Consider the following 16636-nt stretch of genomic DNA (forward strand, 5'->3'; position numbering starts at 1 on the left):
GGATTCACACTCGACGCAAAGATGGACCTACATGTCCAGGCCGATGTCGAGCACGCGCACCGAGTGGGTCAGCGCACCGACGGCCAGGTAGTCCACGCCGGTCGATGCGTAGGCCGCCGCGTTCTCCAGGCTGAGCCCGCCCGACGATTCCAGCAGCACCGCGGGTGCGCGCGAATTCCGACGCTGAACGGCCGTCTGCGTCTGCCAGACCGGGAAGTTGTCCAGCAGGATCAGCTCGGGCTTTTCGGGCAGCACCGCGTCGAACTGCTCGAGCGAGTCGACCTCGACCTCGCAAGGCATCGCCGGGGCGGCCTCGCGCACCGCGCGCAGCGCGGCGACCACCGATCCGGCGGCCACCACGTGGTTGTCCTTGATCAGGGCGGCGTCGCCCAGCCCCAATCGGTGGTTGACGCCGCCGCCGACCCGCACCGCGTACTTCTGCAGCGCCCGCAGGCCGGGCAGCGTTTTGCGGGTGTCACGGACCTTGGCATTGGTGCCGCTCACCGCCTCGACCCAGGCCGCCGTCGCCGTGGCGATCCCGGACAAGTGGCAGATGAGGTTGAGCATGGTCCGCTCCGCGGTCAACAGACCCTGGGTCTGCGCCCGCACCGTCAACAGCGGCTGGCCCAACCGCACCCGGGCGCCGTCTTCGACGCGGTCCAGCACCTGATAACCGTTGGTGCCCAACACCTCGTCGAGCACCAACAAGGCGATGTCCAGCCCGGCGATCACGCCCGGCTCACGCGGCACCATCGACGCCGTGGCGACCGCGTCGGCCGGCACGGTTGCCAGGGTGGTGACATCGGGCCCGTAGCGCAGATCCTCCCTGAGACTCCGGCGAACGGTGTCCAGCGCGGCGTCGCGTTCGCAGTCTGACAGCGTCATCAGCACACGGCCGCCAACGCCTCGGCCTGCACGTCTTGCTCGGCCAGCCGCACCACAATGCTGCGCGCCTGATCCGGCGCGACGTCCGGGAACTCCACGCGATGGTGGCAGCCGCGGCTTTCGTTGCGCGCCAAGGCCGCAGCGGCAACCGCTTGCGCGGTCAGCGTCAAGGCCACGTCCTCGAAATCGCGACGGCCCGCGATGGTGCGGGCCCCTGCCTTCGCCAACGTGTCCGACAAGCTCTGCAGCCCAACGGCGTCGCGCACCACCGACGCGTCGCGGCTCATCGCGCGCTGCAGTTCCCACCGCGGCACCGCGGTGTGCGTCATCGGCTCTGGCGCGGTCGCGTGCGACGGTCCGGCCGTCGCCGCGTGCGTGGCCGCCGCCCGGCCGGCGCGGCCGCCGACCACCAGTCCCTCCAGCAAGCTGTTGGACGCCAAGCGGTTTGCGCCGTGCATGCCGGTGCGGGCCACCTCGCCTGCGGCGAAAAGGCCCGGCAGTTCGGTTTGACCGGACACGTCGGCGACGACCCCGCCACAGCTGTAATGCGCCCCCGGGACGACCGGAATGGGCTGGCGCACCGGGTCGATGCCCGCGGACCGGCACGCGGCGGTGACGGTGGGGAATCGGGCTTCGAAGCCGTCGATGCCCCGGGCGTCGAGGTAGACGCACGGGTCGCCGGTGGCCTTCAGCCGCGCATCGATGGCCCCCGCGACGACGTCGCGCGGCGCCAGGTCGCCCATCGGATGGACGCCTGCCGTTACCGAATTGCCTTGGCTGTCAAGCAATATCGCACCCTCACCGCGGATGGCCTCGGTGACCAGCGGGCGCCGGCCGCCCCCGGTGGGGCTGTAGAGCATGGTCGGGTGGAACTGAATGAACTCGAGGTCGCTGACCGCGACGCCGGCCCACAACGCCAGTGCGATTCCGTCGCCGGTGGATCCCTCGGGGTTGGTGGTCGCACCGTAAAGGTGCCCGAGTCCGCCGGAGGCCAGGATCACCGACGGCGCGCTGATGATTCCCATGCCGTCCGGGTTGGCCACGACCACGCCGGTCACCGCTTCGTCGCCCAAACAGCCGTCATGCAGCACCCGCAGCGCCACGTGGCTGGTGCGGATGTCGAGTATGGCGGCGGCATGATCGAGCGCCCGCTGGACCTCGGCGCCGGTGGCGTCGCCCCCGGCGTGCACGATGCGTCGACGTGAGTGCCCGCCCTCGCGAGTCACGTCCCAGCGGCCGGGGGCCGATTCGTCGAATCGTGCGCCGTCGCCGACCAATTCGGACACCGCGCGGTAGCCGTCGGCGACGATCGAGCACACCGCGTCCGGATCGCACAGCCCCGCGCCCGCGGCCAGGGTGTCGGCAACATGCGCGTCCACCGAGTCGTCGTTGCCCGGTAAGACCACCGCGATGCCGCCCTGGGCGTAGTGCGTGGCGGTCACCGCCCGGGTCTGGTCGGCCTTGCTCAGGACCACGACCCGGCGGCCGGCGCGATGGGCGGCGAGTCCGGCGGCCAAACCCGCGACGCCGGTGCCGATCACGACGACGTCGGCGGTGTCCGTCCACACGGGGCTTGCGCTCATTCGCCGCCGCCCGGCTGCCCGATTTCGATCATTCGCTGCACGCTGCGCCGTCCGGCCGCCGCGATGTCGGGGTCGACGTGAACTTCGTCGGCGCCCTCGACCAGGCAGCGCAGCAGGGCCGCGGGGGTGATCATCTTCATGTACTTGCACGACGCGCGGTCGTTGACCGCGCGGAAATCGACTTCTGGTGCCGCTCGGCGCAACTGATACAACATGCCGACCTCGGTGGCGACCAGCACCGTGCGCGCACGAGTTTGATGCGCGGCGTCGAGCATGCCGCCGGTGGACAAGATCCGCACCCGATCTGCCGGGACGGCACCTTCGCCCGCGAGGTACAAAGCCGAAGTCGCACAACCGCATTCGGGGTGCACGAACAATTCGGCGTCGGGGTGGGCGCGGGCCTGGTCGGTGAGTTCCTCGCCGTTGATCCCGGCATGGACGTGGCATTCACCGGCCCACACATGCAGGTTGGTGCGGCCGGTCACTCGACGGACGTGGGCGCCGAGAAACTGGTCCGGGCAGAACAGCACCTCGCGGTCGGGGTCGATGGACTCGACGACGTCGACGGCGTTGGACGAGGTGCAGCAGATGTCGGTGAGCGCCTTCACGGCCGCCGTGGTGTTGACGTACGAGACGACGACGGCGCCGGGGTGCTCGTCCTTCCAGGCGCGCAGCTCGTCGGGGGTGATGGAATCGGCCAGCGAGCAGCCGGCCCGCTGATCCGGAATCAGCACGGTCTTCTCGGGGCTCAGGATTTTTGCGGTCTCTGCCATGAAGTGCACGCCGCAGAACACGATGGTGTCCTCGGGGGCGTCGGCGGCGATCCGCGACAAGGCCAGCGAGTCGCCGACGTGGTCGGCGACGTCCTGGATGGCGGGCAGCTGGTAGTTGTGCGCGAGGACGGTGGCGTTCCGCAGGTCTGCCAGCCGGCGAATCTCCGCCGCCCATTGCGCGTCACCGTCCACGCCCGTGTAGCCGCCGGGCGAGTCGGTGATGCCGGCAATCAGGTCGTCCGCGAGCGTGTCCATGCGATTCAAAACCGTCACGGAGATGCCCCTTTCGCGTTCAAGAGGTTTTCGACTTACAATCGAAAACATGGCCCATGGTAGCACCGCACACGAGGTGCTTGCTGTCGTGTTCCAGGTTCGCCAGGTTAAGGCGGGCCCGCGAAGAGAAAAACCGCAGCTTAACGTGCTGTTATGGCAACGTGCCCGCGATCCGCAAAAGGGCGCGTGGTCGCTGCCGGGCGGGCGGCTGCGCAACGACGAAGACATGACCACCTCGGTCCGGCGCCAGCTGGCCGAGAAGGTCGACCTGCGGGAGGTGGCCCACCTCGAACAGCTCGCGGTGTTCTCCGACCCCGACCGGGTGCCGGGAATCCGGATGATCGCGTCCACCTTCCTGGGCCTGGTGCCCTCCCCCGCCATCCCCGAACTGCCGCCGGACACCCGCTGGCATCCGGTGAACGCGCTGCCGCCGATGGCGTTCGATCACGGCCCGATGGTGACTCACGCGCACGCCAGGCTGGTGGCCAAGTTGTCGTATACGAATATTGGATTCGCCTTGGCACCAAGGGAATTCGCGCTGTCAACGCTGCGCGACATTTACGGGGCGGCCCTCGGTTACCAGGTCGACGCGACGAATCTGCAGCGCGTGCTGGTCCGCCGCGGGGTCATCACCCAGACCGGCACCATCGCGCAGTCCGGCCGCAGCGGCGGACGTCCGGCGGCGCTGTATCACTTCACCGACTCCCAACTGCGGGTCACCGACGAATTCGCCGCCCTCAGGCCACCGAGTGACGTGGCGGTAAATTAGGCGGTCGCAGTGGCGCCAGCGACGCGCCGCGGGCTGAGGAGAACTGGCTCACAATGCGGCGGTTCCGCTTTAGTTACCCGGCGTTCATGCGCAAGAATGCCGATTGGCCAAGAAGGGATCCTCAATGGTTGAGCTCGGCAATCTGGCAGGTACGCGTGGCGCCGAGTGGATCGGTCGGCCACAGCACGAGGAACTGCAGCGCAAGGTGCGTCCGCTGCTGCCCTCGGACGACCCGTTCTACCAGCCGCCGGCGGGGTTCGAGCACGCCGAGCCCGGCACGGTGTTTCGCTCGCGCGACGTCGAGCTGGCGTTCTTGGGCCTGATTCCGCAGCCCATCAAAGCCACCCAGCTGCTGTATCGGACGATGGACCTCAACGGCCGGCCCGAGGCGACCGTCACCACGGTGATCGTCCCGGCGGGGCTGGCCGAGGGGCAGACCTGCCCGCTGCTGTCGTATCAGTGCGCGATCGACGCCGTGTCGTCCCGCTGTTTCCCGTCGTATGCGCTGCGCAGGAAGGCGAAGGCGCTCGGCTCGCTGGCCCAGCTGGAGCTCTTCCTGATCGCCGCGGCCGTCGCCGAGGGGTGGGCGGTCTCGGTGCCCGACCACGAAGGCCTCGGGGGCACGTGGGGCGCGCCGTACGAGCCGGGCTACCGCGTGCTCGACGGGATCCGGGCCGTGCTGAACTCCGAGCGCATCGGATTGTCCCCGTCGGCACCGATCGGGCTGTGGGGCTACTCCGGCGGCGGGCTGGCCAGCGCCTGGGCCGCCGAGATGTATGGCGACTACGCACCCGAGCTGGACATCGTCGGCGCGGTACTGGGCTCCCCCGTCGGCGACCTGGGCAACACCTTCCGCCGTCTCAACGGCAAACTCTTCGCCGGACTGCCCGCCCTGGTAGTGGCCGCGCTGGCGCACGTCTACCCCGACCTGGACCGGGTGATCAAGGAGCACACGAACGAAGAGGGCCGCGCCCTGCTGGACTCGCTGGAGACGATGACGACCGCCGAGGCGGTCATCCGGATGGCCGGCAAGAACATGGGCGACTACCTCGACGAGCCGCTCGAGGACATTTTGTCCACGCCGGAGATCTCGCACGTCTTCCAGACCATCAAGCTGGGCGCGGTGGTGCCGACCCCGCCGGTGTTGATCGTGCAGGCCGTGCACGACTACCTGATCGACGTCAACGACATCGATCAACTGGCCGACGCGTACTCGGCCGGCGGCGCCGACGTCAGCTACCACCGCGACGCGTTCAACGAGCACATGCTGCTGCACCCGTTGTCCGCCCCGATGACGTTGCGCTGGCTCACCGACCGGTTCGCCCGCCGACCGCTGAGCGACCACCTCATCCGAACCGTGTGGCCGACGGCGTTCAACCCGATGACCTACGCGGGAATGGCGCGACTGCTCATGATCGGGGCCAAGGTCGTCACCGGCCGAAAGATTCGCCACCGACCGCTGTGAGCCCGTTGCGGGCCCGTTGGGGGCCGGCTAGGAGACCGAGGCCTCCGGCTCCATCGGCAGCGCGCCCGACGGCTGATCGGCGGCGTGGACGTTCCCCAAATCGTCGCGGGCGTTCCCGGCGGCGAGTACCGCGTACACCAGCGCGGCGACGCCTGCCGGCCACAACAGGGTGAGGACCGCGTGCAGCGGACCCGGGCCGAAGAACACCGGCGGGGCCTGCACGACGTACGCGACCGCCGGCTTTCCGATCAGCGGCACGGCGTCGAAGTTCACCGCGCCGTAGCGCAGCAGAACCGACAGCGCACCCACCACGCTGGCGGCCGCCGCGACCACCACCATGCCGACCGACAGGCCGATGACCATGGCCGGGCCTCGACGCTCGCGCCGCTGCCACGCCAGCACCGGCGCTATCACCGACACCACGGTGAGCAGGCCCAACATCAGGCAAGGCGCGTTGAAGAAGTGCCCGGATTCGGTGCCCAGGTACTCGTGCACACGCTCGCCCGCGCGGGTGATCGCCACCGCCACATGAATCGGCGGCGCAATCCACGCCCACAGGCCGCCGATCAACACGCCTATCAACGAAAATCCCAGTGCCGCAACGGCAATCGGGCGCGCCCGGAAGGTGCGCGCGACGCTGGTCGGCTCCGGCGGGGAAGTTTCGGTCACCGCTGCGCCTCCAAGTCTGCCGAGTCCACCGCTCCGTGCCGCGAGCACCGCGCCCGCCAGCCGTCGGGGCGAACCTGTACGACCATTCGGCGTCCGCATTCGGCGCAGAACCGCGGAGGCTCGAGGCCCAGCTGGGCCGCCGTCGGTGACACCGTGCCCCCCAATTCCCCGGTGTAGACGTTGTAGATACCGGCGCCGACCGGCGCGCCTAGATCCCGCACCACAAGTGTCAAACCTAGCCGCTACAAGCTGGCTTACAAGCTGGCATTGAGCGCCTTGATGGGCATCTGCAGATCGTCGAGCAGTTCCAGATCCGCCTCGGCCGGGCGGCCCAGTGTGGTCAGGTAGTTGCCGACGATGACGGCGTTGATGCCGCCCAGGATGCCCTTCTTGGCCCCGAGGTCGCCCAGGGTGATCTCGCGGCCGCCGGCGAAGCGCAACATGGTGCGCGGCAGCGCCAGCCGGAACGCGGCCACCGACTTCAGCGCCTCGCTGACCGGCAGCACGTCCAGGTCGCCGAACGGCGTGCCCGGCCGCGGGTTGAGGAAGTTCAACGGCACCTCGTCGGGACCGAGCTCGGCGAGCTCACCGGCGAATTCCGCGCGTTGTTCCAGGGTCTCTCCCATGCCGAGGATGCCGCCGCAGCAGACCTCCATGCCGGCGTCGCGCACCATCGACAGGGTCTGCCAGCGCTCCTCCCACGTGTGGGTGGTGACGACGTTGGTGAAGTACGAGCGCGCGGTCTCGAGGTTGTGGTTGTAGCGGTGCACGCCCATCGCCGAGAGCTGCTCCACCTGCTCGGCGGTCAACATGCCCAGCGAGCAGGCGATGTTGATCTCGACCTCGTCGCGGATCGCCTCGATGCCGGCCGCGACCTGGGCCATCAGCCGCTCGTCGGGTCCGCGCACGGCGGCGACGATGCAGAACTCGGTTGCGCCCGATTTGGCGGTCTGCTTCGCGGCCTCCACCAGGCTCGGGATGTCCAGCCGGGCACTGCGCACCGGCGAGGTGAAGAGGCCCGACTGGGAGCAGAAGTGGCAATCCTCGGGGCACCCGCCGGTCTTCAAGCTGATGATGCCCTCGACCTCGACCTCCGGGCCACACCAGCGCATCCGCACCTCGTGGGCCAGCGCCAGCAGCTCGTCGAGCCGGTCGTCGGGGAGCCGCAGCACCCGCAGTACCTGGTCGGAGCTCAGCCCCTCGCCGCGCTCCAGGACCTGATCCCGGGCCACCGCCAAGATGTCCTTGTCGTCGCCGGCTTCGGCGCTCAGCCGAGTTGCCGCTTGAGTCACCCGTACTCTCCTGCCTCTTTCCCGTGTCCGCACGTCAGGACACGTCTGCCAGCCTCGCGGCGGCAGCCCGAATGAAAGGTGTTCAAAGTAGGGTAACGGCCGCCGTACATGCGAACCCCCGGGGTATACGACCACCATGACTGCCACGCACGTCGTCTACATGGCGCACCATATGCTTTTGCTCGCCGTCCCGGCGTTTCTGCCGGCGGTGATCGTCGTGGGGGTGGTCCTCTACGTCGCGCTGCGCGATCGCCGCGCCGGACGTCGCACTCCTGGCGATTCCGCTCCGCGATCTGACCCCGCCGACAAAAAGCGTGATTGACGGCCCCTCAATCTGGGCATTACCAACACGATCGCGAACTTACCTTCAAGTAAGAAGCGGTCGTCGGATCAATTTCTCCCGGGACGGCCCGGCGTGGTTGGGAGGGCATGACGATGAACGCGACGGAATTGACGATTGTTGCCGAGGCACCGGCGCGCGGTGCGGGGCTGAACCAGGTGATCGGGCTGTCGATCGCCGCGGTGGTGATAGCGGTGGCCATGCTGTGGATAGGGCATGCGCATCGCACCCATCGCATCGAATGGCTGACCCGGGCGGCCGACCGGATGGGCGAGAAGTTCCACCGGCCCAACTGGGTGGCCCTGCCGGTCCTGGTGTTCACCACATCGATCATCTGCGCCCTGTTCGGGTTCATCTGGGACGTCAGCTGGCACATCGGCAATGGCCGCGACCCCGGCCCGCTGGCCAACCCGGCGCACTACTTCATCATCATCGGCCTGTTCGGAATCTTCGTGGGCGGCATGCTTGCGGTGGTGCTGCCGTTCAGTAAGCCCGGCCCGGCGGCGGTGCGCATCACGGAGAACTGGTACGCGCCGGTGGGCGGCGTGCTGATGGCCGGCTGCGGGTTGTACGCGATGATCGGATTCCCGCTCGACGATATCTGGCACCGGATCTTTGGTCAGGATGTAACCCTTTGGGGCCCAACTCATTTGATGATGATCGGCGGCGCCTGCTTTTCGCTCTTCGCGGTGCTGATGCTGGAGCGCGAGGGCGAGGCCCAAGAGGCCGGGGAGGTCTACCACGGCCCCTTCATCACGTTGCTGCGCTACCTGTCCTTCGGAGGATTGTTCATCGGCCTGTCGGTCTACCAAATCGAGTTCGACTTCGGGGTCCCGCAGTTCCGCCTGGTGTTTCAGCCGATGCTGATCGCCGCGGCCGCCGCGCTTGCGGCGGTTGCCGCGCGCGTCACGATGGGACGGGGAGCCGCGGTCGTGGCGGCATTGTTCGCGATCGCACTGCGGGGCGGGGTGGCCCTGCTGGTTGGGCCCATCCTGGGCGCGCCGATCAACTGGTTCCCGCTCTATCTCGGCCCCGCGGTGGTGGTCGAGCTCCTCGCGCTGACGCCACTGTTCAAGCGCCCCATCGCTTTTGGTGCCGTCTCCGGCCTGGCCGTGGCGACCATCGGGCTGTGGCTGGAGTCCCTGTGGATCGGAGCGGTCTACCCCTACCCCTGGCCGACGAAGATATGGGGCGAGGCGCTGGCGATGTCGGTGCCCGTGGCGGTGCTGACCGGAATCTGCGGGGCGCTGTTCGGAATGGTGCTCACCGGCCAGCGCCTCCCAAGCCGGCGGATCGGCATCACCGTCGTCGCGTTGACGGTGGTGGTGATCGGCGGTGCGGTGGCCAACGGGCTGCACATCAATGTGCCGCGCCAAAACACCGCCACCGTCGCGCTGACGGACCAGCCCAGCCCCCCGGGGCAGCGCATGGTGACTGCCGACGTGCAGCTCACGCCCCCGTTCGTCAGCGACAACCCGGACTGGCTGTCGATCCTGTCCTGGCAGGGGCGGATGGAGAATAACCGCGGCCTGATGATCGACCGGCTCGCCAAGGTCGGACCCGGTCACTACCGGTCCACCCAGCCGGTTCCGGCGTGGGGATCCTGGAAGACGCTGCTGCGGGTGCAGGACGGCTACACGCTGACGGCGGTGCCGATCTACGAGCCGGCCGACGATGCCATCCCGGCGCCCGAGGTCCCCGCCCTGGCGTCGAGCACGCGGCCGTTCGTCCTGGAGGTCACCATCCTGCAGCGCGAACGCGACCAGGGTGCCCCGACGTGGCTGTTCACCGCCGGCGGGATCGTGGTGCTCTTCTTCACGCTGATGGTTATCACCGCCCTGACGTGGGGCGCCGGTCGCCTCGGCTACGCGACGGGTGAGCCGGAGCCGGTCGAGGAGAAGCAGTCCGTGCCCGGCGCTCCGCGAGCGGCGTGACGCGATGACGTTTCGTAACGCCCTCATTTCGGCGTGGGCGGTGGCGGGGGTGTCGGCGTTGCTATGCGGCCTGGTTGCCTGCGGCGGTAAGTCGCCGAGCCCGCCGCCGGCCGCCGGCTTGGACATCAACGTCACGATCGCGAACGGCCAAGTCACTCCGACCAACGCCACGCTGCAGGCAAAGGTCAAGCAGCAGATCACCTTTCACGTCACCAGCGATGTCGCCGACGAGCTGCATGTGCACTCGGAGCCCGACCACAAGTTCCAGGTCGCGGCCGCACCGAATCAGACATTTCAATTGAGCGTCGACGTCCCTGGCAAAGTCGAAGTCGAGCTACACCACCTGGACCGCACGATCGCGACCATTCAAGTTCAACCGTGACGGTGCTGCTGGCACACGGCCTGGGTGGGTCGAGCGATCTCCCGGTCCCCTACGCCTACGCGATGGTCGGTGCGGCATGGGCCTTGACGTTCACCTTCGCCGTGGTCGCGTTCGCGTGGCGGAAACCGAGGTTTGACCCCGACGCGCCCGGCCGCGCCCTGCCGGCCGCGCTGACCACGTTGGTCGACGCCCGCGCGACGCGCTGGACGGCTGCGGCCGTGGCGCTGGCCTTCGCGGTCTGGGCGGTGCTGGCGGGTGTGTGCGGTACGCAGACGCAGGCCAACGGCCTGCTGGGGGCGTTTTACGTGCTGCTGTGGGTGGGACTGGTCGCGCTGTCCCTGGCGTTCGGCCCGGTGTGGCGGGTGATCTCGCCGGTGCGCACGGTGTACCTGCTGCTACGACGCGGCGCGCCGCAGCGACTGGGTCGGCCGCGGCTGACCTATCCCGAAAGCTGGGGCTACCGCCCCGCGGCGGCCGGCCTGTTCGCCTTCGTCTGGCTGGAATTGGCGAGCCCGAACTCGGCCTCGCTGCCGTGGGTGAAGGCGTGGCTGCTGGTCTATGTCGTGGTGTTGCTGGGCGGGGCGTGGCTGTGCGGCCAGCGCTTTCTGGCCCGCGTCGACCCGTTCGGCGTGTACAGCATGGCGGTGTCGCGGCTTTCACCGTTTCGCCGCTCGCCGGCGACCGGAAAGATCGTCGTCGGCAACCCGTTCGACCATCTGCCGTCCCTGCCCGTGCGCCCAGGTGTCGTCGCGATGCTGGCGGTGCTGCTGGGGTCGACGGCGTTCGACAGTTACTCGTCGTCGCCGACATGGCGCGGCTTCGCCGACCGGGTTGCCGGCCTCGCCCACGGCGTGCCGCCGACCCTGTCGTCGTCGATCTTGCGGACGATCGGCCTGCTGGTGTTCGTTTCGGTTGTCGCACTTACCTTTTCGCTCGCGGCCCGGGCCACCGGTGGGGTCGACCGCGAGCAGCGCCGCGCGCTGCCCGGCCGGATGGCGCATTCGCTGATCCCGATCGTGGTGGGCTACATCTTCGCGCACTATCTGTCCTACCTCGTGGAGAGAGGACAGCAAGCCGTCATCGCCCTCGCCGATCCGTTCGGTCGCGGATGGAATCCGTTGGGGCTGGCGCACTCTCACGTCGCCTATGTGTTGTCGACGCATCCGTCGGTGCTGGCCGGCGTCAAGGTGGCGTGCGTGGTGACGGGCCACATCGTGGCGGTGATCGCCGCGCACGACAAGGCGCTTCGGCTGCTGCCCGCCGGCCATCAGCTCACCGGGCAGCTGACCATGATGCTGGTCATGGTCAGCTACACCTTCACCGGCCTGTACCTGCTGTTCGGCGGATAGCCGCGTCAGCCGATCAGGTGCTCGGCGCGCTTGGTCCCGTCCCAACGCCGTAGGCCCGCGAATCGCCCGTCGATCTGCGACGGCCGGCCCGCGATGCGGAGCGCCCGCCCGAGCTGGCCCCCGCCGACCCGGCGGGCCAGCGTGACGTGCGCGGTCCACTGGCCGGGCAGGCTGTTGGGCATCGGCGCGGGCACCAGATGCGGACCGCAGAGCCGATGCACCTCGGCGTGCAGCGTCAACAGCTCGGTCGTCGGCACCACCAGGCGCGCGAACACGACGTCCGCCCGGCCGAACAGCACCGGCGCGCCGATCGCCGCGACCAGCGGGAGCCGCTCGGTCAGCGGCCGCAGCAGCTCGTCGACGTCGACGGCAACGCGCTCGGCGACGGCCAGCGTCACATGCGGGCGACTGGCCGGCGCCTGGCTGGGGATGCCGGCGCCCGCCAGGTCGGCCCAGATGCGGCGGACCACCGCCTCGGTGTCGTCGTCGAAGACCAGCTCGATCGAGTGGACCATCAGCCGACCAGTGTGGCTACCCAGTCGCGGTCGAACGCCGCCTTGCTCAGCGCCGCGAATTCCGCGGCGTGCATCGAGCCTGCGCCCGCGGGCAGCGCCGCCCGTACCGGGGCGAGGCTGGTCAGCGCGGGCCGGTTCGACGTCTCCGCGGGCCCGGGCCGCGCCGGCCAGCTGCCGATCACCAAACCGGAGCACGAAACACCATGCGCGGCAAGCGCTTCCACGGTGAGCGCGGTGTGGTTGAGGGTGCCCAGCTCCGCGGTCACCGCGACCAGCGCCGCGGCGCCCAGGTCGACGGCGAGATCGCGCAGGGTGACGCCGCCGTCGGCGAGTTCGACCAGCAGCCCGCCCGCACCCTCGACCAGGGTCAGCCGCCCCGGGCGATCCAGATCGCCGATAACCCGCAGCACCTCCTCGCGGGTGGGTAGGGCCATCCCCGCCTGCTCGGCCGCCGCGGCCGGCGCCAGGGGCCGTGGGTAGCGCGCCAGCCCGGCGAGTTCGCTCACCCCGGACAGCCGGGCCACGTCCGCGAGGTCGTCGTCGCCGCACTCGGTGCCGGTCTGGACGGGCTTACACACGGCCACGTCGATGCCGGCCTGACGCGCATGAGACGCCAGCGCCGCGGTGACGACCGTCTTACCGACCCCCGTGCCGGTGCCGGTAACGACCAGAACGGTCAACGGCGCGCCACGGCAAGCACATCCGTCAGCACCCGGCGCGCGATCTCGAGTTCGGCGTCATCAAGCGACGCGCGCGCGGTCAGCCGCAGCCGCGACGTCCCGGCGGGCACCGTCGGGGGCCGGAAGCAGCCCACCTTCACGCCGGCATCCAGGCAGGCCGTCGCGGCGGCCAGCGCCACCTCCGGATCGCCCAGGATCACCGACACCACCGCCGACTGCGGCACGTCGGGTACCGCGCAGATCCCGGCCAACGTGCCGGCGTGCCGCAGCACCGCCTGCGGCCGCCACGGCTCGGACCGCAGGATTTGCAGCGCCGCCCGCGCGGCACCCACCGCCGCGGGGGCCAGGCCGGTGTCGAAGATGAATGGTCGGGCGGCATCGATCAGATGGGCCCGCACCTGCACCGGGCCCAGGACTGCCCCGCCCTGGCTGCCGAGCGCCTTGGACAGCGTGGTGGTCATCACGACGTCGGGCGCGCCCGCGAGCCCGAGCTCGTGCAGCAGCCCGCGCCCACCGCCACGCACACCCAGGCCGTGCGCTTCGTCGACGATGAGCAACGCGCGGTGTCGCCGGCACACGTCGTGCAGCTCCCGCAGGGGCGCGAGCGCACCGTCGGCGCTGAACACCGAGTCGGTGATGACGACGGCGCGTTCCTCGCCCCGTGAACCCAGCGCCGCGTCCACCGCGCCGAGGTCGCGGTGCGGGGTGACCACCACCCGGGCGCGCGACAGCCGGCACGCATCGACCAGGGACGCGTGCGAGTACGCGTCGGAAACCAGCAGCGAACCGGGGCCGGACAGGCCGACCACGGCCCCGAGATTGGCGGTGTATCCCGATGAGAACAGCAAACCCGTTGCGGCGCCGACATACTCAGCGAGCTCGGCCTCGAATTGCTGGTGCAGTTCGGTGTCGCCGGTGACCAGGCGCGAGCCCGTGGCGCCGGCGCCCCACATGCGCAGCGCCTGCACGCCGCCCTCGATGACGTCGGGATGCTGCGAGAGCCCCAGGTAGTCGTTCGATGCGAGGTCCAGCTCGGTCGCGACGGCCGGCCGCGGCCGCAGCGAACGGCGCAGCCCGGCCTCGCGGCGCTGGGTCTCCACCGTCTCCAGCCAGGCCAGCGGGGAAACCTCGATCGATGCCTGCTGGGCGGCGTTCATAGACCTAGAGCCTACGAGAGCCGACGAGGCGAGCGACCACGGCCGTCGCTCAGGTGATCCCTTTAGTCATGTTTTGTTAACTTTTTTGGGGGCTGGGGAGCTTAGGGTGCCGGGATGTTGCTCCGGGATGTGGCTCCGGGATGTTGCTAAGGAGGGGTCAGAGATGATGACTGTCACACGCAGTTTGGCCGTAGCTGCGGCCGTCGCCGCCGTCGCTGTCGGGGCAGCGGCTCCGGCTTTCGCCGCTCCCGAACTGAGCGGCCACTACATCGAAACCGAAACCGCCGCGAACGACCGAAGCACGACCGACAACTGGTACTTCTCTTCCTGCGGTGACGGTTGCGCCTCGGTGGCTCGCAAAGGCGCCAAGGCCTTTGGGCAGGCGAAGTTGGTCGGCGGCCAATGGACGCTTGACGTCGCAGGCGAGACCGCAATGTGCCCGGACGGCAGCCAGGTCCCCAACGCTCTCTCAGCGCACTACACGTGGAACCCGAGCACCCTGGCCGGCACCGTCCAGACGACCGCCGACGCGCCGGAATGCGGCGATCCGGCGGGGTTTCAGGTCACCGACAACATCCAACTGCGGCAGGCCTGACGCGGGGTTTCAGCCCACCAGGCGCGCGACCTCGACCATCGCCGAGGTGATTCGCGCGATCTCGTCGGCTGAACAGATGTAGGGCGGCATGGCATAAACCAGGTTGCGGAACGGGCGCAACCAGACGCCGTGGTCGAGCGCCGCGGGGGTGGCGACGGACAGGTCGACGGTTCGCTGGCACTCGATGACCCCGATGGCGCCGCACACCCGGACGTCGGTCACGCCGGGCAGCGCGCGGGCGGGTTCGAGGCCGTCGGCCAGCCCGCCGGCGATTTCGGCGATCCGCGGCCGCCAGTCCTGGCCGAGCAGCACCTCGACGCTGGCCACCGACACCGCGCAGGCCAGCGGGTTGGCCATGAAGGTGGGCCCATGCATCAGCGCGCCGGCCTCGCCTGAGCTGATGGTATGGGCGATGTCGGTGGTGCACAGGGTGGCGGCCAGGCTGACGTAGCCGCCGGTGAGCGCCTTGCCGACGCACATGATGTCCGGGCTCACCCCGGCATGGTCGGCGGCGAAGAGCTCGCCGGTGCGCCCGAAGCCGGTCGCGATCTCGTCGAAAATGAGCAGGACGTCGTGGCGGTCGCAGATGTCGCGCAGGTCGCGCAGGTAGCGGGGGTCGTGGAAGCGCATCCCACCGGCACCCTGCACGACGGGTTCGACGATGACGGCCGCGAGTTCGGCGGCGTGGGAGGCCAGCTGTTCCTCGAACGCCGCGCTGTAGGCGGGGTCGTGCTCGCGTGGCACCTGCGGGGCGAACACCTGCCGGGCCAGGACGTCGGTCCACAGCGAGTGCATGCCACCGTCCGGGTCGCAGACGCTCATCGGCGTGAACGTGTCGCCGTGGTACCCGCCGCGCCAGGTCATCAGCCGGTGCTTTCCTGGCCGGCCGCGGCTGCGCCAGTACTGCAGCGCCATCTTGACCGCGACCTCCACCGACACCGACCCCGAGTCACTGAAGAAAACCGTCTCCAGTCCCGCCGGGGTGATCTGCACCAGCAGCTGCGCCAGCCGGGCCGCGGGCTCGTGGGTCAGCCCGCCGAACATGACGTGGTTCATGGTCCCCAGCTGCGCGGCCAGCGCCGCATCCAGCACCGGATGGCCGTGCCCGTGAATCGCCGTCCACCACGAGCTCATCGCGTCCAGCACGTCGATCGGGGTGCCGGCCCTGACCAGCTTCAGCCAGGCGCCGCGGGCGCCGACGGCCACCACGGGCGCGACCGCCTCGCTGCCGATGGTGCTGTAGGGGTGCCACAGGTGCGCGGCGTCGATCGCACTGATTTGCTCGGGCGTCAACCCGGCCCTCGCCGCAGGCATAGAGACCGAGCGTAAAGCAGTCGGTTCGCGCAAACCCCGACCATGGGGAAGCATCTATCGGCATGGCGCTGCCCTACCCGTTCAACGACCCGCACCGCGGCGATTCCTCGTCGATGCGCTCCGGCGCGGACGACTCCCCGCCGGTTGCGGCCGATTCAGACGACTTCCGGCCGGTGCCCTACGTCTCGGACCTCGCGCCCGAGGAGAAGCCGCGGGTCATTCGGCTGCGGGTAGCCGTCTGGGACCTGATCTGCACGGTGGTGCTACTGACGCTGCTCGTCGTCATGGCCGCGGCGACAACTTGGCCATCGAAGCTCTACGGGTTCCTGGCAGAGGTGTGCACTGATGAGACGTGTGGGCTGGTTCCCTATGGCATCGACATGTACATCTATCCGCTGGTGTGGGGCGGGATCGGCGCGGCGGTGGCCGCGGCCGTGATCGGCCCCGTCGTTTCCCTCTTGAAGGGCTGGTACATGTCCTTCTGGCCGGTTTTGGCCCTCGGCATTCTCATAGTCAGCTCGACGGCCGCCTCGATGATCACGATCTTCAGCCAGCGTTATTGGCACTGAGCGCGAGGCGGCGGTTGCGTTTGGCGAACCTTGCGGCCGCGCACCTATATGAGACCGAAATCACAACGGCGCTCGCGGGATTCGACGCGCCA

18 protein-coding genes are annotated in these 16636 nt (G+C 69.4%); 8 read left to right on the forward strand and 10 right to left on the reverse strand.

The genetic code is table 11. The features are described from left to right. Positions 1-27 precede the first annotated feature (27 nt). The 3 genes from nadC to nadA are packed head-to-tail and all read right to left on the reverse strand — an operon-like array spanning position 28 to position 3514. Complete coding sequence (nadC, locus tag A5744_RS13890; RefSeq protein ID WP_076061970.1) at positions 28-885, reverse strand: carboxylating nicotinate-nucleotide diphosphorylase; 858 nt, start codon at positions 883-885, stop codon at positions 28-30. Further along, positions 885-2468 (reverse strand): L-aspartate oxidase, encoded by a 1584-nt coding sequence (locus tag A5744_RS13895; RefSeq protein WP_076061900.1) that lies wholly within the window; start codon positions 2466-2468, stop codon positions 885-887. Before A5744_RS13895 ends, nadC begins: the two co-directional genes overlap by 1 nt. Next, positions 2465-3514, reverse strand: coding sequence for a quinolinate synthase NadA (nadA, locus tag A5744_RS13900; RefSeq protein ID WP_076061902.1), 1050 nt, complete (start codon positions 3512-3514; stop codon positions 2465-2467). Before nadA ends, A5744_RS13895 begins: the two co-directional genes overlap by 4 nt. A 49-nt stretch (positions 3515-3563) precedes the next feature. Between nadA and A5744_RS13905 the strand changes: the two genes are divergently transcribed. Then, positions 3564-4283, forward strand: coding sequence for an NUDIX domain-containing protein (locus A5744_RS13905; RefSeq protein ID WP_076061904.1), 720 nt, complete (start codon positions 3564-3566; stop codon positions 4281-4283). 124 nt (positions 4284-4407) lie between these two features. Continuing rightward, positions 4408-5748 (forward strand): lipase family protein, encoded by a 1341-nt coding sequence (locus A5744_RS13910; protein WP_076061906.1) that lies wholly within the window; start codon positions 4408-4410, stop codon positions 5746-5748. A 27-nt stretch (positions 5749-5775) separates the two neighbouring features. Here the strand turns inward: A5744_RS13910 and A5744_RS13915 are convergent, their stop codons facing one another. From A5744_RS13915 to bioB, 3 genes are read right to left on the reverse strand one after another with little or no spacing between them, the layout of a single operon-like run. Next, positions 5776-6357 carry a DUF2567 domain-containing protein gene (locus tag A5744_RS13915; RefSeq protein WP_240563043.1) on the reverse strand — a complete coding sequence of 194 codons (582 nt, stop codon included), beginning with the start codon at positions 6355-6357 and terminating at the stop codon, positions 5776-5778. Positions 6358-6413: 56 nt separating this feature from the next. After that, entirely contained in the window at positions 6414-6641 is a 228-nt protein-coding gene (locus tag A5744_RS13920; RefSeq protein WP_076061909.1) for a hypothetical protein, read from the reverse strand. 30 nt (positions 6642-6671) lie between these two features. Continuing rightward, positions 6672-7709 carry a biotin synthase BioB gene (bioB, locus tag A5744_RS13925; RefSeq protein ID WP_076061911.1) on the reverse strand — a complete coding sequence of 346 codons (1038 nt, stop codon included), beginning with the start codon at positions 7707-7709 and terminating at the stop codon, positions 6672-6674. A gap of 136 nt (positions 7710-7845) precedes the next feature. On the opposite strand from bioB, the gene A5744_RS13930 reads away from it, so the two are divergent. The 4 genes from A5744_RS13930 to A5744_RS13945 all read left to right on the forward strand — a co-directional run bounded on the left by A5744_RS13930 (position 7846) and on the right by A5744_RS13945 (position 11714). After that, a complete protein-coding gene (locus A5744_RS13930) occupies positions 7846-8031 on the forward strand; it encodes a hypothetical protein (protein WP_076061913.1) in 186 nt (61 codons plus the stop codon). 107 nt (positions 8032-8138) lie between these two features. Then, positions 8139-9983, forward strand: a complete 1845-nt coding sequence (locus tag A5744_RS13935) for a hypothetical protein (protein WP_240563038.1) — start codon at positions 8139-8141, stop codon at positions 9981-9983. A 4-nt stretch (positions 9984-9987) separates the two neighbouring features. Then, a complete protein-coding gene (locus tag A5744_RS13940; RefSeq protein ID WP_076061915.1) occupies positions 9988-10365 on the forward strand; it encodes a hypothetical protein in 378 nt (125 codons plus the stop codon). Continuing rightward, complete coding sequence (locus tag A5744_RS13945; protein ID WP_076061917.1) at positions 10362-11714, forward strand: hypothetical protein; 1353 nt, start codon at positions 10362-10364, stop codon at positions 11712-11714. Before A5744_RS13940 ends, A5744_RS13945 begins: the two co-directional genes overlap by 4 nt. 5 nt (positions 11715-11719) lie before the next feature. Here A5744_RS13945 and A5744_RS13950 read toward each other — a convergent pair whose 3' ends face one another. Genes A5744_RS13950 through A5744_RS13960 form a run of 3 tightly spaced genes read right to left on the reverse strand, consistent with a single transcriptional unit; the run spans position 11720 to position 14066 of the window. Next, positions 11720-12229 (reverse strand): 2'-5' RNA ligase family protein, encoded by a 510-nt coding sequence (locus A5744_RS13950; protein ID WP_076061918.1) that lies wholly within the window; start codon positions 12227-12229, stop codon positions 11720-11722. Beyond that, complete coding sequence (gene bioD, locus A5744_RS13955) at positions 12229-12909, reverse strand: dethiobiotin synthase (protein WP_076061920.1); 681 nt, start codon at positions 12907-12909, stop codon at positions 12229-12231. Before bioD ends, A5744_RS13950 begins: the two co-directional genes overlap by 1 nt. Next, a complete protein-coding gene (locus A5744_RS13960; RefSeq protein WP_076061922.1) occupies positions 12906-14066 on the reverse strand; it encodes an 8-amino-7-oxononanoate synthase in 1161 nt (386 codons plus the stop codon). Before A5744_RS13960 ends, bioD begins: the two co-directional genes overlap by 4 nt. Positions 14067-14232: 166 nt before the next feature. Between A5744_RS13960 and A5744_RS13965 the strand changes: the two genes are divergently transcribed. Then, positions 14233-14661 (forward strand): hypothetical protein, encoded by a 429-nt coding sequence (locus tag A5744_RS13965; RefSeq protein WP_139331346.1) that lies wholly within the window; start codon positions 14233-14235, stop codon positions 14659-14661. 9 nt (positions 14662-14670) lie between these two features. Here A5744_RS13965 and A5744_RS13970 read toward each other — a convergent pair whose 3' ends face one another. Further along, positions 14671-15975 (reverse strand): adenosylmethionine--8-amino-7-oxononanoate transaminase, encoded by a 1305-nt coding sequence (locus tag A5744_RS13970; RefSeq protein WP_076061925.1) that lies wholly within the window; start codon positions 15973-15975, stop codon positions 14671-14673. Between the two features lie 62 nt (positions 15976-16037). On the opposite strand from A5744_RS13970, the gene A5744_RS13975 reads away from it, so the two are divergent. Continuing rightward, a complete protein-coding gene (locus A5744_RS13975) occupies positions 16038-16544 on the forward strand; it encodes a hypothetical protein (RefSeq protein WP_240563039.1) in 507 nt (168 codons plus the stop codon). The last annotated feature ends 92 nt before the right edge of the window (positions 16545-16636 follow it).

Origin of the sequence: Mycobacterium sp. IS-1264 (assembly GCF_001954195.1) — a bacterium.
Classification (GTDB): domain Bacteria; phylum Actinomycetota; class Actinomycetes; order Mycobacteriales; family Mycobacteriaceae; genus Mycobacterium.